The sequence below is a fragment of the Rhodanobacter thiooxydans LCS2 genome, from assembly GCF_000264375.1.
In the GTDB taxonomy this organism is placed as follows: Bacteria; Pseudomonadota; Gammaproteobacteria; order Xanthomonadales; family Rhodanobacteraceae; genus Rhodanobacter; species Rhodanobacter thiooxydans.
This window is the reverse complement of sequence record NZ_AJXW01000043.1, coordinates 244,339-262,209: the sequence shown is the minus strand read 5'-3', so window position 1 is coordinate 262,209 and position 17,871 is coordinate 244,339. Positions and strand designations below refer to the sequence as shown.

Sequence of the window (17,871 nt, the reverse complement as noted above, 5' to 3'; positions counted from 1 at the left end):
GGCCCTGCCACCCACAGAGGAACACCACATGGCGTGGATCTATCTGCTGCTGGCCGGCCTGTTCGAAGTGGTCTGGGCCATCGGCCTCAAGTACACCGAAGGTTTTACCCGGTTGTGGCCCACGGTCGGCACGCTGGCGGCGATGGCGGTCAGCATCGTGCTGCTGGCGATGGCGGTGAAGACGCTGCCGATCGGCACCGCCTATGCGATCTGGACCGGCATCGGCGCGGTCGGCGCAGTGGTGCTGGGCATCATGCTGTTCGGCGACCCGGCCACGCTGCCGCGGCTGCTGTGCGTGGCGCTGATCGTGGTCGGCATCGTCGGCCTCAAGCTCACCGCCAGCTAGCTGAAGAACAGTAGGGCGGGCACTGCCCGCCGCTCTCGCGGAAATCATTCAACTGCAAAAGCCGGCGGGCGGTGCCCGCCCTACCGAGCGGCGTACGTTCCAGTCACTCGCCGAGCTTGGTGGTTTCCGGGCTCGAGGTGAGATCGCGTTTGCTGCGCTGCTTGTCCAGCGGCTCGCCGGTGACCTGGAACCACACATTCTCGGCGATGTTGGTGGCGTGGTCGCCGATGCGTTCGATGTTCTTGGCCATGAACAGCAGGTGGGTGCACGGCGTGATGTTGCGGGGGTCTTCCATCATGTAGGTGAGCAGCTGGCGGAAGTAGCCGGTATAGGCCTCGTCCAGCACCACGTCGTCCTTCCACACCTGGTAGGCGCGCTCGGCGTCGCGGTCACGGTAGGCCACCAGTACCTGCCGCACTTCGGCTGCGGCCAGCGTGGCCAACTGGTGCAGGCCGCCGACCGGCGCCACCGGCGCCACCATCGACAGCGGGATCGAGCGCTTGGCGACGTTGGCGGCGTAGTCGCCGATGCGTTCGATGTCCGAGGCAATCCGCAACGCCGCGTATACGTTGCGCAGGTCGCTGGCCATCGGCGCGCGCAGCGCCAGCAGGCGCACCACGTCGTGGCCGATTTCCTGTTCCAGCTGGTCGATCGCGTCGTCGTTGCCGACCACGCGCCGGGCGGCGCGCTCGTCGCGCCGCTCGAGCACGTCGATGGCCGCTTCAAGCTGCGTCACTGCCAGTTCGCCCATGCGCACGATCTCGCCGGTGAGCCGGGTCAGTTCGCTGTCGTAACTCTTGATGATGTGGTCGGTACCGGTGTTCATGTATGCCTCGTGTCTTGTTCCCTTCTCCCTGGGAAGAAGGTGCCCGAAGGGCGGATGAGGGTGCGGGCAGGGCGGGGTGCTGATGCTCCGCCCGAACCCTCACCCCAACCCCTCTCACCCGTAAAGGGACTCCCCATGGTCGCCGCGGGAGAGGAGTGTTGTTTATCAGCCGAAGCGCCCGGTGATGTAGTCCTCGGTCTGCTTCTTGCCCGGTTTGGTGAAGATCTTCTCGGTCTGGTCGAACTCGATCAGCTCGCCAAGGTACATGAATGCAGTGAGGTCGGAGACGCGCGCCGCCTGCTGCATGTTGTGGGTGACGATGACGATGGTGAACTGACTTTTCAACTCCTCCACCAATTGCTCGATGCGGCTGGTGGCGATCGGGTCGAGTGCCGAGGTAGGTTCGTCCAGCAGCAGCACTTCCGGCCGCAGCGCAATCGCGCGGGCGATGCACAGGCGCTGCTGCTGGCCGCCGGACAGGCCGAGCGCGTTCTGCTTGAGCTTGTCCTTCACCTCGTCCCACAGCGCGGCGCTGCGCATGGCCTGTTCCACGCGGCCTTCCATGTCCGCCTTCGACAGCTTCTCGTGGTGGCGGATGCCGTAGGCGACGTTCTCGAAGATCGTCATCGGGAACGGTACCGGCTTCTGAAACACCATGCCAACCTTGCTGCGCAGGCGGTTCAGCGAGTAGCCGGGGTCCAGGACGTTCTCGCCGTCCAGTTCGATCGAACCTTTCGCCTCCTGCTTCGGGTAGATCGCGTAGATGCGATTGAAGATGCGCAGCAGGGTCGACTTGCCGCAGCCGGACGGGCCGATGATCGCGGTGACCTGCTTCTCCGGAATGTCCATGCTGATGCTTTTCAGCGCCTGGAACCCGCCGTAGTAGAAGTTCAGGTCGCGCACGATGAGCTTGGGCGCGACGGCTGCTGCCGCCGCCACCGGCGCGGGATTCGTGGCGAGGGCGGAATCAGTCATGGGACACCTTGTTGCGGGAAAGGATCAGGCGCGAGGCCAGGCTCAGCAGCAGCACGAACATGGTGACCACGAACGCGCCGGCCCAGGCCAAGGCGTGCATGGCGTCGCCCGGGTCGTTGGCGTACTGGTAGATGATCTGCGGGAGGCTGGACATCTTGTCCATCGGATTGAACGCCATGTAATTGTTGCCGAACGCGGTGAACAAGAGCGGCGCGGTCTCGCCGCTGATGCGCGCCAGGGCCAGCAGCACGCCGGTGATGATGCCCGAGCGCGCGGCGCGGATCAGGATCTGCAAGGTCAACTTCCACTGCGGCACGCCCAGCGACAGCGCCGCCTCGCGCAGCGTGGACGGCACCAGTCGCAGCATCTCGTCGGTGGTGCGCACGATCACTGGCAGCGCGATCAACGCCAGCGCCACGCCGCCGGCGAAGCCGGAGAACGTGGTCGAGCCGTGGGTGAGCGTGGTGCTCGGCAGCACGATGATGGTGTAGACGAACAGGCCCATCACGATCGACGGCGCCGACAGCAGGATGTCGTTGAGGAAGCGGATCGATTCGCCCAGCCGGGTGCGGTTGGCGTACTCGGCCAGCCAGGTGCCGGCCAGCACGCCGATCGGCGTGGCGAGGCCGATGCCGATGAAGTTGATGATCAGGCTGCCGACCATCGAGTTCAGCAGGCCGCCGTCCTCGCCGTAGGCGGTGACCTTGGTGAACAGCTTCAGGTCCAGTGCGCCGATGCCCTGACGCAGGGTTTCCCACAGGATCCACGCCAGGAAGGCCAGGCCGACCAGGGTGGCCAGCATGCTCAGCGACATTGCGACCGCGTTGGTGATGCGGCGGCGCAGGTACAGCGCGCTCATCAGCGTCCCTCCTTGCTGGCCAGCCGGCGCAGCATCAGCCGCGCAATCAGCAACACGATGAAGGTGACCACGAACAGCAGGAAGGCCAGCGCCATCAGCGCGGACTTCTGCAAGCCGACCGCCTCGCTGAACTGGTTGGCGATGGTCGAGGCGATCGAGGCGCCAGGATCGAGCAGCGACGCCGACAGGTGCATCGCATTGCCGAGCACGAAGGTCACCGCCATGGTCTCGCCCAGCGCGCGGCCGAGGCCGAGGAAGATGCCGCCGATCACCGCCGAGCGGGTATATGGCAGCACGATGTCCCACGATACTTCCCAGGTGCTGGAGCCAAGCGCATAGGCCGACTCCTTCAATCGTGTCGGCACGGTCTGGAACACCTCACGCATCACCGAGGAGATGAACGGGATGACCATGATCGCCAGCACGATGCCGGCCACCAGAATGCTGGCGCCGAACGGGTAGTCGCTGCCGAACAGCTTGCCGACGAACGGCACGTGCTCGGCTACCCATGACAGCTTGCCGTCGTCGGGCTTGTTGCCGAGGTTGCTGGTCAGCCACGGCTTGATGTGGTCGGCGAAGAACGGGGCGAAGACGAACAGGCCCCACATGCCGTAGATGATCGAGGGAATGCCGGCCAGCAGTTCGATCGCCGAGGCGATCGGCGTGCGCAGCCAGGTCGGCGCGACCTCGGAAAGATAGACCGCTATGCCGAAGCTGATCGGCACCGCGATCAGCAGCGCGATGAACGAGGTGACGACCGTGCCGTAGACCGGCACCAGCGCGCCGTAGACTTCATTGCCCGGATCCCACTCCGAGCTGACCAGGAAGTGCCAGCCGAACGCGCTGAACGCGTCGCGGCCACCCCACAGCGTGGCGCCGGCGGCGCCGAGCAGGGACGCCAGCACCAGCAGCGCACAGCCCTTCAACAGCCAGCGGAACAGCCGCTCGTGGCGGGCATCGCGACGGCTGCGCTGTTCCAGGATGTCGGTAGCCGAGATGGCCGTTTCGGTTGCTGGCATGAGAATCCAGTAGTGCGGATGAAAAATCGAAATCCCCCGCCGACAGGATCGGCGGGGGATTCCTTTTTACTGCATCAATGCTTGAACTCGGACGCCCAGTACGCCTCGATCTGGCTGACCAGCGACGCCGGCAGCGGCACGTAATCCAGTTCGCTGGCAGCCTGCTGGCCGTGCTCCAGGGCGGACTTGAAGAAGTCGAACGCCACCTTGGTGTTGGTCGCATTCTTCGGGTGCTTGTACATGATCATCCAGACCGTGGCCGCGATCGGCCACGCCTGCTCGCCCGGGGCGTTGGTCATGATCAGGTTGAAGTCCTTGGCGCTGGCCCAGTCGGCTGTCGCTGCGGCCGCCGCGAAGCTGGCGGCGTTCGGCGAGACGACGTTGCCAGTGGAGTTCTTCAGGTCGACCCAGCTGATCTTGTTCTTCACCGCGTAGGCGTATTCGACGTAGCCGATCGAGCCCTTGATCTGACGCACGTACTGCGACACACCTTCATTGCCCTTGCCGCCCACGCCGGTCGGCCATTCCACGGCGGTGCCGAACTTCACCTTGCTGGCCCATTCCGGGCTGACCTTGGACAGGTAGTTGGTGAAGTTGAACGAGGTGCCCGAGCCGTCCGAGCGATGCACCACGGTGATCTTGCCGGCCGGCAGGCTGAGGCCGGCGTTCAACGCGGCGATCTTCGGGTCGTTCCAGTTGGTGATCTTGCCCAGGAAGATGTCGGCGAGGGTGGTACCGTCCAGCTTGATCTGGCCCGGCTTCACGCCGGAGATGTTGACGACCGGAACGATGCCGCCGACCACCAGCGGAAACTGGCCGAGGCCGTACTTCTGCAGGTCTTCGGTCTTCATCGGCGCGTCGGAGGCGCCGAAGTCGATGGTGCCTTCCTTGATCTGCGCGATGCCGGCACCGGAACCGACCGACTGGTAGTTCAGGTGGTTGCCGGTCTTCTCGGCGTACGCCGCCGACCACTTGGACATGACCGGGTAGACGAAGCTGGAGCCGGCGCCGGTGATGTCGGTGGCGTGCGCGGCTGCGCCGAAGGTCGAGGCCACGGCAAGCGCGGCCACGGCAGCGAAGCGAAGCGGGGTTTTGTTGATGGTCAACACGGTAGCTCCTTTGAGGGAAGTCGGATGCGACCCCACCATTTCAGGCTTTTCGTGTTGCCATTGGATGAAATGAATGTTGCAGGCATATGACAGACTGTCACATGGCCGTTTCATGCGAGCCGGGTCTGGCATCCGGCGGCGCACGACGGCCGCCGCCAGCGGTAGCGCGCCGGCGCGACGGATCAGGCGGCGTCGAGGCCGCTGCGGGCCTGCTCGAACAGTTCCAGCTGGCGCCAGCGGTTGACCACGCTGCAGAACAGTTCGGCGGTGCGCTCGGCGTCATACACCGCCGAGTGTGCCTCGCGGCTGTCGAACGCGTGGCCGGCGGCCAGCACCGCCTTGCTCAGCACGGTCTGGCCGTAGGCGAGGCCGCCGAGGCTGACCGTATCGAAGCAGCTGAACGGGTGGAACGGGTTGCGCTTGTGGCCGCAACGACGCACCGCCTGGTTCAGGAAGCCGAGGTCGAACGCAGCGTTGTGGCCGACCAGGATCGCCCGCTGGCAGCCGGCCGCGCGCACCGCCTCGCGCACCACATGGAAGATATGGTCCAGCGCCTGCCTCTCGGCCAGCGCCCCGCGCAGCGGGTTGGTCGGGTCGATGCCGGTGATCTCCAGCGAACGCGGGTCCAGATTGGCGCCTGGAAACGGCTCCACGTGCGTGGATACGGTGGGTTGCGACCGCAGGTAGCCACCTTCGTCCATGGTCAATGGCACCGCGGCGATCTCCAGCAGGGCGTCATGCTCGGCATCGAAGCCGCCGGTTTCCACGTCAATCACCACCGGCAGGAAACCGCGAAACCGTTCAGCCATGCGCGGTGCGGTAATGTTGTTGCTGGGAATATCCATCTACAAAGCATATCAGCCGCATCATGCGGCACGAGATGCGCACTTTCCTCCGGTGTCGTGGCGCTGTCTTTGATTTGTCATCAAAGCTGCACCCAACCGTAAAATTCCCCGGTCAGACTTGTTAACCAATCGCTAGCCAGCCATCGGATCGAGGGGGCGATCGAGATGCTTTCCACCCACTTGCGGAGAATCACATGCGTTCCAAACTGATTGCGGTGGCGATTGCCGCCGGCCTGGGTCTCACCAGCGTTGCAGCTTCCGCGGCGCCGGCGCAGAGCAGGACGGCCGCCGCCAACAATGGCGAGATCGAACAGCTGAAGGCACAACTGGCCGCGCTGCAGGCCAAGGTGGACGAACTGGAACAGCGCACCGACGCCCAGTCCGAGATCAACGTCAGCACCGGCCAGGCGGTGGAGAAGGCCACCAATGTGACGGCGGCCAGCGACAAGAAGCTCGCCGCGCTGTCGAAGGCGATCAACAACACCACGCTGTCGGGCAAGATGTTCTTCGACTTCACCAGCATCGACGACAAGAACAGCGACAAGGGCAAGAGCGACAAGTCCGGCTTCGGCCTGGACGTGAAGCGCTTCTACCTCGGCGTCGACCACAAGTTCAACGACATCTGGTCGGCCAACCTGACCACCGACTTCAACTATGTCAGCAACGATGGCCAGACCAGCGTGTTCGTCAAGAAGGCCTACGTGCAGGGCAAGTTCGACGACGCTGCGGTGTTCCGCGTCGGTTCGGCGGACATGCCGTGGATCCCGTTCGCCGAGAAGTACTACGGCTTCCGCTACGTCGAAAACACCATTACCGACCGCCTGAAGTACGGCAACTCGGCTGACTGGGGCCTGCACCTGGGCGGCGACATCGGCGCCAGCAAGTCGCTCAACTACGCGGTGTCGGTGGTCAACGGCAACGGCTACAAGAACCCCGGCCGCAGCAAGGGCGTGGACTTCGAAGGCCGCGTAGGCTTCGTGCCGTTCGAGAACATGGTGGTGGCGGTGGGCGGCTACAGCGGCAATCGCGGCCAGGAGACCGAGAACATCGACGCGCTGCATACCGCCTCGCGCGGCGACTTCATGGTGGCCTATGCCAGCAAGGCGTTCCGCGTGGGTGCCGAATACTTCACCGCGAAGAACTGGAACAACGTTCGCACCCTGTCTTCCGACAAGGCCGACGGCTACTCACTCTGGGGCAGCGTGGCGGTGGCGGACAACGTGAACATCTTCGCCCGCTACGACAATGCCAAGCTCAGCAAGACGCTGGACAGCGCCAACAAGGACGTCTACTACAACGCCGGCGTCGAGTACCAGGTGACCAAGGGCTTCAAGCTGGCTGGCGTGTGGAAGCACGGCAAGGTCGAGAAGTCGGTCACCACCCCGGTGCCGCCGCACGTGCAGAACACCAAGACCAACGAGGTCGGCGTGTTCGGCGAAGTGTCATTCTGATGCCATGCCACTGACACGTGCGGGCGACATGCTGCCTGCACGGGTTGAGTGACAGACGGACTATCGCAAGGGAGTTCCACCCAGGGAAGGAAAACGGCGGGCATCAGCCCGCCGTTTGCTTTTCCGTCGTCGGGCGGGCCGTCGTCAGCGATGGTCCAGCGTGGCCCCGGTCAGCAGGCCGCGGGCCAGCATGCTGCATTGCCGCCGGTACAGCAGCAGCTGCCACTGGCGCCCGCCGAGTTGCCGCCACAGCACCGCCGAGCGCACGGCGGCGAGCAGGTTCGTGCGCACCTTTTCCACCACGGCAGTCTGCTGCAATTGTTGCGGATTGCCACTGACCATCACGCGCGGCTTGAGGATCGACAGGGTCGACGCGTAGACCTCGGCCAGCCGGCTGTTGACCTGGCTGGAATCCTGGCCGAAATGCTCGACCTGCCGCTGGGCGGCGATGATCCCCTGCTGCAGTTTCTCCAGCAGGTCCGCACGCGATGACAGGCTGCGCTCCAGCCGCATCACGGTCACCGTCATGCGCGTCACCGACATGTCCGGGGAGCTTTCGTCCAGTTGCGCGATCAGCGTGCGCAGGCCAAGCCGCACGTTCGAGATGTTGCCGTACACGCCGACCACCGAAGGCGCGTCGATGCGGAACACGCTGGCCACGCTGGCCTCCATCGCGGCCTCGTCGCAGCGCCCCTCGTTGGCCAGCTGCTGCGCCAGTGCACAGGCCTGGAACAGGCCGGCGAGGGCGAGCACGCGCTCTTCGGTCATGGAAAAAGTTTCAAACACGAGCTTGCGGTTCTCCTGCGGGATGCGTGGGGGAGGACTGGAATGGAGGCAGCAGGCCGCCGTAGGGCGCGTCGGTGGCGGCGATCACCGCGCCGCCGAGGCAGACCTCGCCATCGTAGAGGACCACCGATTGCCCGGGGGTGACGGCACGCTGGGGTTGGTCGAAGCGTACCTCAAGTCCATCGTCGGTCACCTCGACCTCGCAGGCCTGGTCGGCCTGGCGGTAGCGGGTGCACGCGGTGCAGCGGAAACGGGTGGCCGGCGCGATGCCGTCGATCCAGCTGGGCAGCTCCGAGCGCAGCCGGCGCGAATACAACCAGCGGTTCTCGCCGCCCTGGGCCACGTACAGCACGTTCGCCGCCACGTCCTTGCCGACCACGTACCACGCCTCGCCGCCGGCACCGTGGCGGCCGCCGATGCCCAGCCCGTTGCGCTGGCCCAGCGTGTAGTACATGACACCCTGGTGTTCGCCGACCAGTTCGCCGGCAGGCGTGCGCATCTCGCCCGGGCGGGCGGGAATGTAATGGGCCAGGAAGCCGCGGAAATCGCGTTCGCCGATGAAGCAGATGCCGGTCGAGTCCTTCTTCGCGTGGGTGGGCAGCCCCGCCGCGCGGGCCATCTCGCGCACGCGGGGCTTCTCCATCCCGCCCAGCGGGAACAGCGTGGCGGCCAGCTGCTGCTGGCCCAGCGCGTGCAGGAAATAGCTCTGGTCCTTGGCCGTGTCCACTGCGCGCAGCAACCGGTAGCGGCCGTCCTTGCAGTCGACGCGGGCGTAGTGGCCGGTGGCGATCTTCTCGGCGCCGAGCGCGCGGGCCTCGTCCAGGAAGGTCTTGAACTTGATCTCACGGTTGCACAGCACATCGGGGTTCGGCGTGCGTCCGGTGCGGTATTCGGCAAGGAAGTGCTCGAACACGCCGTCCCAGTATTCCGCGGCGAAATTGCGTGCGTGGAACGGGATGCCGAGTCGGCCGCACACCGCCACGGCGTCCTTGCGGTCGGCGTCGGTGGTGCAGGGGCCGCTGCGCTCGTCCTCCTCCCAGTTCTGCATGAACAGGCCTTCGACCTGGTAGCCGGCCTCTTGCAGCAGCAGCGCCGCCACCGAGGAGTCGACGCCGCCGGAGATGCCCAGCATCACCCTCACGGCTTGCCGCCTCCGGGCAGGTGGCTCAGCACTTCCAGCGGCAGCCGCTGGCCGCCCAGCCACAGGTCGATGCTCTGCAGGATCGTCGGGCTGCGCAGGCGCTCGCCCAAGGCGGCGATCTCGGTCCGGGTCAGCCATACGGCGCGGCGGATGTCGGTATCCAGCGCGCGCTGCGGGTCGTGGCTGAGCGCACGCGCGGCAAAGCTGAAGCGGACCACTGCGTCGCCGTGCTCGGTGCTGCGCCACTGGTGCACGCCAATCAGGTGCTGCAGTTGTACCGTCCAGCCGGTTTCCTCCAGCGTCTCGCGCAGAGCCGCCGCGGCGAGGCTTTCGCCGTCTTCCAGATGGCCGGCCGGCTGGTTCCAGGCAGGTCGGCCGTTGACCTCTTCCTCGACCATCAGGAACCGCCCGCCGTCGGCCACTACGCAGGCGACGGTGACGTGCGGGCGCCAGACTTCGGCAGGGGTGGAGGCTGTGGACATGCAGGAACACGGGGCTGGAAAAAGCGTCATTGTGCCATCACCTCTGCCATCGCACCGCGACAGGTGGATGCACCGTCGCAGCGTATACTCCCAGCCAGAAACACGATGCCGGAAAACATGGCCCATCAACCCGACAACGAGCAAGACAGCGGCCGCGGCCTGGCGCTGGAAACCGCCAAGCCCGAGGTAGCGCGACCTCCGCTGTTCCAGGTGCTGCTGCTGAACGACGACTTCACCCCGATGGACTTCGTGGTCGAGGTGCTGCGAACCTTCTTCAACCTGGATCAGGAACAGGCGGTGCAGGTGATGCTGCACGTCCACACCCGCGGACGCGGCGTCTGCGGTGTATTTACCCGCGAAGTGGCCGAAACCAAGGTAACCCACGTCAACGAATATTCACGTTCCCATCAGCACCCGTTGCTGTGCACTATGGAAAAGCTTTGAGCGACCCCATTTTGTGCTCATCGCGGCGCTGAAGGCCGCTCAACATTGCAAGCGGAGATGATCCGAATGTTCAGCAAGGATCTTGAAGTCACCATCGGCCATTGCTACAAGCGGGCCCGCGAACAGCGCCATGAGTTCATGACGGTGGAGCACCTGCTGCTGGCGCTGACCGAGAACCAGTCGGCGCTCGGCGCCCTGCGCGCCTGCGGCGCGGACCTGCCGCGGCTGTCGGCCGACCTGGAACGCATCATCAACGAGACCGTGCCGGTGCTGCCGCCCGGCGATGAGCGCGACACGCAACCGACGCTGGGCTTCCAGCGCGTGCTGCAGCGCGCCGTCTACCACGTGCAATCCTCGGGCCGCAAGGAGGTCACCGGCGCCAACGTGCTGGTGGCGATCTTCGGCGAGAAGGATTCGCACGCGGTGTATTTCATGCACCAGCAGGAGATCACCCGGCTCGACGTGGTCAACTACATCTCGCACGGCATCGCCAAGATCGGCGACGAGCCGGCGGCCGGCGTGTCCGGCGGTGAGCGCGAGGGCGAGGAGGGCGGCGAGCCGAAGGGCAACCCGCTGCACGAGTTCGCCAGCAACCTCAACGAGCTGGCGCTGGAAGGCAAGATCGATCCGCTGATCGGCCGCGCCGACGAGATCGAGCGCACCATCCAGGTGCTGTGCCGCCGGCGCAAGAACAACCCGCTGTACGTGGGTGAGGCTGGCGTGGGCAAGACCGCGCTGGCCGAGGGCCTGGCCAAGCGCATCGTCGACGGTGAGGTGCCTGAGGTGCTGGAAGACGCCACGATCTGGGCGCTCGACCTGGGTGCACTGGTGGCTGGCACCAAGTACCGCGGCGATTTCGAGAAGCGCCTGAAGGGCGTGATCGCGCAGCTGAAGAAGCAGCCGGGCGCGATCCTGTTCATAGACGAGATCCACACCATCATCGGCGCCGGTTCGGCGTCGGGCGGCACCATGGACGCGTCGAATCTAATCAAGCCGATGCTCGCTTCCGGCGAGCTGCGCTGCATCGGTTCGACCACGTTCCAGGAATACCGCGGCGTGTTCGAAAAGGATCGCGCGCTGGCCCGCCGCTTCCAGAAGATCGACGTGGTCGAGCCGACCGTGGCCGACAGCATCGAGATCCTCAAGGGTCTGCGCTCGCGTTTCGAGGAACACCACCACGTGGCGTACACCAACGAGGCGCTGAAGGCGGCGGTGGACTTGTCGGTGAAGCACATCCCCGACCGACTGCTGCCGGACAAGGCGATCGACGTGATCGACGAGGCCGGTGCCCGCCAGCGGCTGCTGCCGGAAGACCAGCGCACCGGCAAGGTCGACGTCACCGAGGTGGAGTACATCGTCGCCAAGATGGCGCGGATCCCGGCCAAGCAAGTCTCCGCATCGGATCGCGACGTGCTGCGCAACCTCGAGCGCAACCTGAAGATGGTGGTGTTCGGGCAGGACCCGGCGATCGAGGCGCTGGCCGCGTCGATCAAGATGGCCCGCTCGGGCCTGGCCGACCCGTCCAAGCCGATCGGCTGCTTCCTGCTGGCCGGCCCGACCGGCGTGGGCAAGACCGAGGTGACCAAGCAGCTGGCGATGCAGCTGGGCATCGAGATGATCCGCTTCGACATGTCCGAATACATGGAAGGGCATTCGGTATCGCGGCTGGTCGGCGCACCCCCGGGCTACGTCGGCTTCGACCAGGGCGGCCTGCTGACCGAGGCGGTGACCAAGCATCCGCACGCGGTGCTGCTGCTGGACGAGATCGAGAAGGCGCACCCGGACGTGTTCAACATCCTGCTGCAGGTGATGGACCGCGGCGTGCTGACCGACACCAACGGGCGCGAGGCGAACTTCAAGAACGTGGTGGTGGTGATGACCACCAACGCGGGCGCGGCGATCGCCGCGCGGCGCAGCATGGGCTTCGTCGAGCAGAAGCACGAGTCGGACGCGATGGAAGTGATCCGCCGCATCTTCACGCCGGAGTTCCGCAACCGGCTGGACGCGATCATCCAGTTCGCCGCGCTCGACTTCGAGCACATCCTGCGCGTGGTCGACAAGTTCCTGATCGAACTGGAAAGCCAGTTGACCGAGAAGCGGGTGAGCCTGGACGTGGACGCGGACGCCCGCCGCTGGCTGGCCGAGCACGGCTTCGATCCGCAGATGGGCGCACGCCCGATGGCGCGGGTGATCCAGGAGAAGGTGAAGCGCCCGCTGGCCGACGAGCTCTTGTTCGGCAAGCTGGCCGAGGGTGGCGTGGTTCGCCTGAGCGTGGCGGACGGCGAGCTGAAGGTCGACTGCAAGGCGGCCGAAAAGCTGCCGGCCGTGGTCGAGTAAGCTGGACGAGGGGCAAAGCAAAGGCGGCGCATGGCGCCGCCTTTGTCGTGCCCGACACCCCACACCGCGAGCGCGGCGCCGCGTACGGGCGTGGCCGCCCGGCGCAGCCGCGCTTACTTCATGCGGTAGGTGATGCGTCCCTTGCTCAGGTCGTACGGGGTCATTTCAATCTTGACCTTGTCGCCGGTAAGGATGCGGATGTAGTGCTTGCGCATGCGGCCGGAGATGTGGGCGACGATGACGTGCCCGTTCTCCAACTGCACACGAAACATGGTGTTCGGCAGGGTCTCCTGGACCGTGCCTTCCATTTCGATGACGTCGTCTTTGGCCATGTGTTCCGGGGGTCGCGCACAGCCGTCATGGCTGCGTAAGCCGTCGATTATGCCACGGATGAGTGCGTGGTTAAAGAATCATCAACGCCGATCCGTGCCGGCCCGAATCAGGCGAAATGCTCGTCCAGCTTGCGCCGGATCTCCTGCTCGACCACGCCCTTCAGCGGCGCCAGCAGCAGGCCCAGCTCGGCCCTGACCTGGATCGTGTCGCTGCCCACGGCGATCGAGCCGCTGACGCCGGGCCGGGAAAACAGCAGGGTGTCGTCCTGCCAGCGGCCCTCCATGCCGAATTTCTCGCGCATGCGCGCGGCGACCTGGTCGACCACGGCACGGGCCTCGGCGAGCGGCAACTGGTGCGGGCGGCGGATGTCGATCTTGGGCATGGCGGATTCCGGGTCGAAAGCTCCATCTTAATGCCACACGACTGCATGCTAGAGTCTCGCGGTCCATCGACCGGTTGATCCATGCGTATCGAATTTCCCAATGCGGCCCGTGAGGATTTCCATTGGGCGCCGGCACAGCTGCGCATCGGCAGCGCCCCCGACAACGACCTGGTGCTGGCCATCGACCAGGCGGCGCCGCATCACCTGCGCATCCAGCAGGATCGCCGCGGCTGGGTGCTGCAGGTGCTGCCGTCGGCCGACCGCATTTACGTCAATGCGCGACCGGTGCGCGAGCGGGCCTTGCTGCGTGCCGGCGACGTGGTCAGCGTGGGCGACTGCCGCCTGCTGTTGCGAGCCGATGAAGATCCTGCCCGCCGCCCGCCGCTGAACGTGCCCGAACAGGGCCGTTGCACGGTGGCGCTGCGCGCCGTGGCCGGTCCGCTGTCGGGGCGGGTGTTGCCGCTGCGGGACAGCCTCACGTTCGGGCCGCACGGCGATTGCCCGCTGGAACTGCCGCAGGGTGACGTCGTGGCGCTGCGGATCTTCTGGGAGGAAGGCCAGCTGTGGCTGCAGGCCACCCGCCCGAGCGAACGCCACCCGCTCAGGGTCAACGGCGTGACGGTGCAGCAGCTGGCGCTGCAGCCCGGTGACCAGATCGGCGTGGCGATGCACCGTTTCGTGGTCGACGGACCAGGCATGGAGCCGGAACCGGAGATCGTGGCGGCCGAACCGTTGCCGCCACGCCTGCCCGAGGAATCGGCTGGCCCGAGCGGTGAAGTGTGGTGGCTGATCGTCACCGCCGCCGTGCTGGCACTGGGCATTGCGCTGGTGCTGCTGATCCGCTTTTGACGGTTGCCGCAGGCAGTTGACGGCTTCATGCTGCGCTGCGCCATAATGCACCGGATACCCTTCGACAGGACGCAGGCGTACGTGAGCAGAATCTGGAATTTCAGCGCGGGTCCGGCGGCGCTGCCGTCAGCGGTACTCGAGCGCGCCCAGCGCGAGATGCTGGATTGGAATGGCAGCGGCGCCTCGGTGATGGAGCAGTCCCACCGCGGCAAGCGCTTCATCGCCATGGCCGCCCAGGCCGAGGCCGACCTGCGCGAGCTGATGGGCATACCGGCCGATTACGCGGTGTTGTTCCTGCAGGGCGGCGCCACCCAGCACTTCGCGCAGATCCCGATGAACCTGGCCGGCGAAGGCGACAGCGCCGACTACGTCGTCAGCGGCCACTGGAGCGCGAAGGCGGCCAGCGAGGCGAGGCCCTACCTGCGGGTGAACGTGGCGGCCAGCAGCGAGGCCGACGATTTCCTGAAGCTGCCGCCGCGCGACGGCTGGCGGCTCGACCCGCACGCCGCCTACGTGCACTACACGCCGAACGAGACCATCCACGGCGTCGAGTTCCACCACATCCCCGACGTCGGCGGCACGGTGCCGCTGGTGGCCGACTTCTCCTCGAACATCCTGTCCGAACCGCTGGAGGTGAGCCGCTTCGGGCTGATCTACGCCGGTGCGCAGAAGAACATCGGCCCGCCCGGTCTGGTGCTGATGATCATCCGCCGCGACCTGCTGCAGCGCGCGGGGCGGCCGATGGCGCGGATCTTCCGCTACGTCGAACACGCCGCCGCCGACTCGATGCTCAACACGCCGAACACCTGGGGCTGGTACGTGGCGGGGCTGACCTTCCAGTGGCTCAAGGCACAGGGCGGGCTGGACGCGATGGCTGCGCGCAACCGCGCCAAGGCCGAGCTGCTGTACGGTGCCATCGACGGCTCCGGCGGCTATTACCGCAACCCGATCGAATCGTCCGCGCGCTCGCGCATGAACGTGCGCTTCACCCTGCACGACGCAGCGCTGGACGCCGCCTTCCTGCAGGAATCCGAGGCCGCCGGCCTGCTCGCGCTGAAAGGCCACAAGGCGCTCGGCGGCATGCGCGCCTCGCTGTACAACGCGGTGCCGCTGGAGGCGGTCGAGGCGCTGGCCGGGTTCATGCGTGATTTCGCGCAGCGCCATGGCTGAGCGGACGCGGGCGATGTTTTCCGGCAAGATGCCGCTTCATCATTTGGACTTCCATACATCCAGGCGGCTGAACGCATGAGTGACCCCAAGACCCCACTGAGCGAGATGCGCGAGCGCATCGACAGCATCGACCGGCAGATCCAGCAGCTGATTTCCGAGCGCGCCAATCACGCACGTACGGTGGCGAAGGTGAAGGGCGAGGGGCTTTCCGCGATCGACTATTACCGCCCCGAGCGCGAGGCCCACGTGCTGCGCATGGTGGTGGACCGCAACCAGGGGCCGCTAACCGACGTCGAGATGGTGCGGCTGTTCCGCGAGATCATGTCCTCCTGCCTGGCCCAGGAAGACCCGCTGAAGATCGGCTTCCTCGGCCCGGAAGGCACCTTCAGCGAGCAGGCCGTGCGCAAGCACTTCGGCCACGCCGCCTACGGCCTGCCGCTGGGCAGCATCGAGGAGGTGTTCCAGGAGGTCGCCGCCGGGCATGCCGACTTCGGCGTGGTGCCGGTGGAGAACTCGGGGCAGGGCATGATCCAGGTCACCCTGGACATGTTCCTCACTTCCGCGGCCACCATCTGCGGCGAGATCGAGCTGCGCGTGCACCAGTGCCTGCATTCGCGCAGCGGCAGGCTGGAGGACGTGCGCCGCATCTATGCCCACGCGCAGTCGCTGCAGCAGTGCAAGACCTGGTTGCGCATCAACCTGCCCGAGGTCGAGTGCGTCGCGGTGTCGAGCAACGCCGAGGCGGCGCGACTGGCGCTGCATGCCGACGATGTCGCGGCGATCGCCGGCGAAAGCGCGGGCAAGGTCTATCGGCTGAAGACGGTGGCGCAGGGCATCGAGGACCGCGCCGACAACACCACCCGCTTCCTGGTGATCGGCCGCACGCTGTTCCCGCCGTCCGGCAACGACCGCACCTCGCTGCTGGTCACGGTCAACGACAAGCCTGGCGCGCTGTACGACGTGCTCAGCCCGTTCGCGAAGCACGGCATCAGCCTGAACCGGATCGAGTCGCGGCCGGCGCACACCGGCAAGTGGCAGTACGCGTTCTTCATCGACGTCTCCGGCCACATCGACGACCCCGCGCTGCAGGCGGCGGTGCAGGAGATCGGCACCTCGGCAGCGACCGTCCGCGTGCTTGGCTCCTACCCGGTGGCGCTGCCTTGAGCGGCCGCCAGGACTGGAGCAGCCGGGCCAGCGGTCCGCTGCACGGCAGCGTGCGCGTGCCGGGCGACAAGTCGGTGTCGCACCGCGCGCTGATGCTGGCGGCGATCGCCGAGGGAGAGTCGCGCATCCGCGGCTTCCTCGAAGGCGAGGACACCCGCGCCACTGCGGCGGTGCTGGCGCAGCTCAGCGTGCGCATCGAGACGCCGTCGCCGGGCGAACGCGTGGTGCACGGCGTGGGCCTGCATGGCCTGCGCGGCACGGCGCAGGTGCTGGACTGCGGCAACGCCGGTACCGGCATGCGCCTGCTGGCCGGCCTGCTGGCGGGGCAGGCGTTCGACTGCACGCTGATCGGCGACGCCTCGCTGTCGAAGCGACCGATGCGCCGTGTCACCGATCCATTGGCCCTGATGGGTGCGCGCATCGATACGCATGAGGGCCTCCCGCCGCTGCACGTACATGGCGGCCAGCCGCTGCACGGCATCCGCTACGAGCTGCCGGTGGCCAGCGCGCAGGTGAAGTCGGCGCTGCTGCTGGCCGGGCTGTATGCGGCAGGCGAGACCGAGATCATCGAGCCGCACCCGACCCGCGACTACACCGAGCGCATGCTGGCCGCCTTCGGCTGGCCGATCGCGTTCGCGCCGGGCTGGGCGAAACTGGAAGGCGGCCATGCGCTGCATGCCGCCGACGTCGAGGTGCCGGCCGATTTTTCCTCGGCGGCGTTCTTCCTGGTCGCTGCCAGCATCGTGCCCGGTTCGGCGTTGCGCCTGCCGGCGGTGGGGCTCAACCCGCGCCGCACCGGCCTGTTGCAGGCGCTGCGGCTGATGGGGGCGGACATCGCCGTCGAGAACGAACGCGAGGCCGGCGGCGAACCGGTAGGCGACCTGGTGGTGCGCCATGCGCCGCTGCATGGCGTCGAGCTGCCCGAGGCGCTGGTGCCGGACATGATCGACGAGTTCCCCGCGCTGTTCATCGCCGCCGCGGTGGCCGGCGGCCGCACCACGATCCGTGGCGCCGCCGAGCTGCGGGTGAAGGAGTCCGACCGCATCGCCACGATGGCCAGCGGCCTGCGCGCGCTGGGCGCGGTGGTCGAGGAAACGCCGGACGGTGCGCTCATCCACGGCGGCAGGCTCGGCGGCGGCACGGTGGAGAGCCATCTCGACCACCGTATCGCGATGAGTTTCGCGGTGGCCGGACTGGTCGCTGCCGCTCCGGTGCGGATCCATGACTGCGCTCATGTCGCCACCTCCTTCCCCGGCTTCCTGGAGCTGGCCAACGGCTGCGGTTTCGCACTGCGCGGCGCGGGCTGAGCCGTCCGCGTCGTGCATGTATCGTTACGGCAAGGTCTGCCCCCTG

The 17,871-nt window shown here is 66.6% G+C and carries 19 protein-coding genes; 8 read left to right on the top strand and 11 right to left on the bottom strand.

Translation table 11 applies throughout. The annotated features are described in order from the left end of the window. The first annotated feature begins 28 nt into the window (after window positions 1–28). Window positions 29–346, top strand: coding sequence for a quaternary ammonium compound efflux SMR transporter SugE (sugE, locus tag UUA_RS10090; RefSeq protein ID WP_008436485.1), 318 nt, complete (start codon window positions 29–31; stop codon window positions 344–346). A 103-nt stretch (window positions 347–449) separates the two neighbouring features. Here the strand turns inward: sugE and phoU are convergent, their stop codons facing one another. The 6 genes from phoU to rnt form a co-directional block, all read right to left on the bottom strand. After that, window positions 450–1,172, bottom strand: coding sequence for a phosphate signaling complex protein PhoU (phoU, locus tag UUA_RS10085; RefSeq protein WP_008436483.1), 723 nt, complete (start codon window positions 1,170–1,172; stop codon window positions 450–452). Window positions 1,173–1,337: 165 nt separating this feature from the next. Continuing rightward, a complete protein-coding gene (pstB, locus tag UUA_RS10080; RefSeq protein WP_008436482.1) occupies window positions 1,338–2,147 on the bottom strand; it encodes a phosphate ABC transporter ATP-binding protein PstB in 810 nt (269 codons plus the stop codon). Further along, window positions 2,140–3,006, bottom strand: coding sequence for a phosphate ABC transporter permease PstA (gene pstA, locus UUA_RS10075; protein ID WP_008436480.1), 867 nt, complete (start codon window positions 3,004–3,006; stop codon window positions 2,140–2,142). The genes pstB and pstA overlap by 8 nt, the downstream gene beginning before the upstream one ends. Further along, on the bottom strand, window positions 3,006–4,025 hold the full coding sequence (gene pstC, locus UUA_RS10070; RefSeq protein WP_008436479.1) for a phosphate ABC transporter permease subunit PstC: 1,020 nt from the start codon (window positions 4,023–4,025) through the stop codon (window positions 3,006–3,008). Before pstC ends, pstA begins: the two co-directional genes overlap by 1 nt. A 74-nt stretch (window positions 4,026–4,099) precedes the next feature. After that, on the bottom strand, window positions 4,100–5,131 hold the full coding sequence (pstS, locus tag UUA_RS10065) for a phosphate ABC transporter substrate-binding protein PstS (RefSeq protein ID WP_008436478.1): 1,032 nt from the start codon (window positions 5,129–5,131) through the stop codon (window positions 4,100–4,102). Between the two features lie 185 nt (window positions 5,132–5,316). Next, window positions 5,317–5,979, bottom strand: a complete 663-nt coding sequence (gene rnt / locus UUA_RS10060; protein WP_008436476.1) for a ribonuclease T — start codon at window positions 5,977–5,979, stop codon at window positions 5,317–5,319. A 194-nt stretch (window positions 5,980–6,173) separates the two neighbouring features. On the opposite strand from rnt, the gene UUA_RS10055 reads away from it, so the two are divergent. Then, entirely contained in the window at window positions 6,174–7,430 is a 1,257-nt protein-coding gene (locus UUA_RS10055; RefSeq protein ID WP_008436475.1) for a porin, read from the top strand. 144 nt (window positions 7,431–7,574) lie between these two features. Here the strand turns inward: UUA_RS10055 and hflD are convergent, their stop codons facing one another. The 3 genes from hflD to UUA_RS10040 are packed head-to-tail and all read right to left on the bottom strand — an operon-like array spanning window position 7,575 to window position 9,839. Continuing rightward, complete coding sequence (hflD, locus tag UUA_RS10050; RefSeq protein WP_008436474.1) at window positions 7,575–8,198, bottom strand: high frequency lysogenization protein HflD; 624 nt, start codon at window positions 8,196–8,198, stop codon at window positions 7,575–7,577. Between the two features lie 10 nt (window positions 8,199–8,208). Next, the gene (gene mnmA / locus UUA_RS10045) at window positions 8,209–9,357 is read right to left on the bottom strand and encodes a tRNA 2-thiouridine(34) synthase MnmA (protein WP_039953771.1); all 1,149 of its coding nucleotides are present in this window, start codon (window positions 9,355–9,357) and stop codon (window positions 8,209–8,211) included. After that, the gene (locus tag UUA_RS10040; RefSeq protein WP_039953770.1) at window positions 9,354–9,839 is read right to left on the bottom strand and encodes an NUDIX hydrolase; all 486 of its coding nucleotides are present in this window, start codon (window positions 9,837–9,839) and stop codon (window positions 9,354–9,356) included. The genes mnmA and UUA_RS10040 overlap by 4 nt, the downstream gene beginning before the upstream one ends. A 117-nt stretch (window positions 9,840–9,956) precedes the next feature. On the opposite strand from UUA_RS10040, the gene clpS reads away from it, so the two are divergent. Together clpS and clpA are read left to right on the top strand one after the other, a co-directional pair. Further along, a complete protein-coding gene (gene clpS, locus UUA_RS10035) occupies window positions 9,957–10,283 on the top strand; it encodes an ATP-dependent Clp protease adapter ClpS (protein WP_039953818.1) in 327 nt (108 codons plus the stop codon). 66 nt (window positions 10,284–10,349) lie between these two features. Continuing rightward, window positions 10,350–12,620 (top strand): ATP-dependent Clp protease ATP-binding subunit ClpA, encoded by a 2,271-nt coding sequence (gene clpA / locus UUA_RS10030; RefSeq protein ID WP_008436470.1) that lies wholly within the window; start codon window positions 10,350–10,352, stop codon window positions 12,618–12,620. Between the two features lie 113 nt (window positions 12,621–12,733). Here the strand turns inward: clpA and infA are convergent, their stop codons facing one another. Together infA and UUA_RS10020 are read right to left on the bottom strand one after the other, a co-directional pair. After that, the gene (infA, locus tag UUA_RS10025; RefSeq protein ID WP_008436469.1) at window positions 12,734–12,952 is read right to left on the bottom strand and encodes a translation initiation factor IF-1; all 219 of its coding nucleotides are present in this window, start codon (window positions 12,950–12,952) and stop codon (window positions 12,734–12,736) included. 107 nt (window positions 12,953–13,059) lie between these two features. Further along, window positions 13,060–13,335 carry a polyhydroxyalkanoic acid system family protein gene (locus UUA_RS10020; RefSeq protein ID WP_008436457.1) on the bottom strand — a complete coding sequence of 92 codons (276 nt, stop codon included), beginning with the start codon at window positions 13,333–13,335 and terminating at the stop codon, window positions 13,060–13,062. Between the two features lie 81 nt (window positions 13,336–13,416). Here UUA_RS10020 and UUA_RS10015 point away from each other — a divergent pair, with 81 nt between their 5' ends. From UUA_RS10015 to aroA, 4 genes are all read left to right on the top strand, one after another. Further along, window positions 13,417–14,184, top strand: a complete 768-nt coding sequence (locus UUA_RS10015; protein WP_008436455.1) for an FHA domain-containing protein — start codon at window positions 13,417–13,419, stop codon at window positions 14,182–14,184. An 81-nt stretch (window positions 14,185–14,265) separates the two neighbouring features. Further along, window positions 14,266–15,354: a 3-phosphoserine/phosphohydroxythreonine transaminase gene (gene serC, locus UUA_RS10010; protein WP_008436453.1), complete on the top strand. Its 1,089-nt coding sequence runs from the start codon at window positions 14,266–14,268 to the stop codon at window positions 15,352–15,354. Window positions 15,355–15,429: 75 nt separating this feature from the next. Beyond that, the gene (pheA, locus tag UUA_RS10005; RefSeq protein WP_008436452.1) at window positions 15,430–16,518 is read left to right on the top strand and encodes a prephenate dehydratase; all 1,089 of its coding nucleotides are present in this window, start codon (window positions 15,430–15,432) and stop codon (window positions 16,516–16,518) included. Further along, window positions 16,515–17,825 (top strand): 3-phosphoshikimate 1-carboxyvinyltransferase, encoded by a 1,311-nt coding sequence (gene aroA / locus UUA_RS10000; protein ID WP_008436450.1) that lies wholly within the window; start codon window positions 16,515–16,517, stop codon window positions 17,823–17,825. The genes pheA and aroA overlap by 4 nt, the downstream gene beginning before the upstream one ends. Window positions 17,826–17,871: the final 46 nt, after the last annotated feature.

Coding starts and splice junctions, on each gene's coding strand:
- sugE (WP_008436485.1), top strand. CDS start 29: ATGGCGTGGATCTATCTGCTGCTGGCCGGCCTGTTCGAAGTGGTCTGG.
- phoU (WP_008436483.1), bottom strand. CDS start 1,172: ATGAACACCGGTACCGACCACATCATCAAGAGTTACGACAGCGAACTG.
- pstB (WP_008436482.1), bottom strand. CDS start 2,147: ATGACTGATTCCGCCCTCGCCACGAATCCCGCGCCGGTGGCGGCGGCA.
- pstA (WP_008436480.1), bottom strand. CDS start 3,006: ATGAGCGCGCTGTACCTGCGCCGCCGCATCACCAACGCGGTCGCAATG.
- pstC (WP_008436479.1), bottom strand. CDS start 4,025: ATGCCAGCAACCGAAACGGCCATCTCGGCTACCGACATCCTGGAACAG.
- rnt (WP_008436476.1), bottom strand. CDS start 5,979: ATGGATATTCCCAGCAACAACATTACCGCACCGCGCATGGCTGAACGG.
- UUA_RS10055 (WP_008436475.1), top strand. CDS start 6,174: ATGCGTTCCAAACTGATTGCGGTGGCGATTGCCGCCGGCCTGGGTCTC.
- hflD (WP_008436474.1), bottom strand. CDS start 8,198: ATGACCGAAGAGCGCGTGCTCGCCCTCGCCGGCCTGTTCCAGGCCTGT.
- UUA_RS10040 (WP_039953770.1), bottom strand. CDS start 9,839: ATGTCCACAGCCTCCACCCCTGCCGAAGTCTGGCGCCCGCACGTCACC.
- clpS (WP_039953818.1), top strand. CDS start 9,957: ATGGCCCATCAACCCGACAACGAGCAAGACAGCGGCCGCGGCCTGGCG.
- clpA (WP_008436470.1), top strand. CDS start 10,350: ATGTTCAGCAAGGATCTTGAAGTCACCATCGGCCATTGCTACAAGCGG.
- infA (WP_008436469.1), bottom strand. CDS start 12,952: ATGGCCAAAGACGACGTCATCGAAATGGAAGGCACGGTCCAGGAGACC.
- UUA_RS10020 (WP_008436457.1), bottom strand. CDS start 13,335: ATGCCCAAGATCGACATCCGCCGCCCGCACCAGTTGCCGCTCGCCGAG.
- UUA_RS10015 (WP_008436455.1), top strand. CDS start 13,417: ATGCGTATCGAATTTCCCAATGCGGCCCGTGAGGATTTCCATTGGGCG.
- pheA (WP_008436452.1), top strand. CDS start 15,430: ATGAGTGACCCCAAGACCCCACTGAGCGAGATGCGCGAGCGCATCGAC.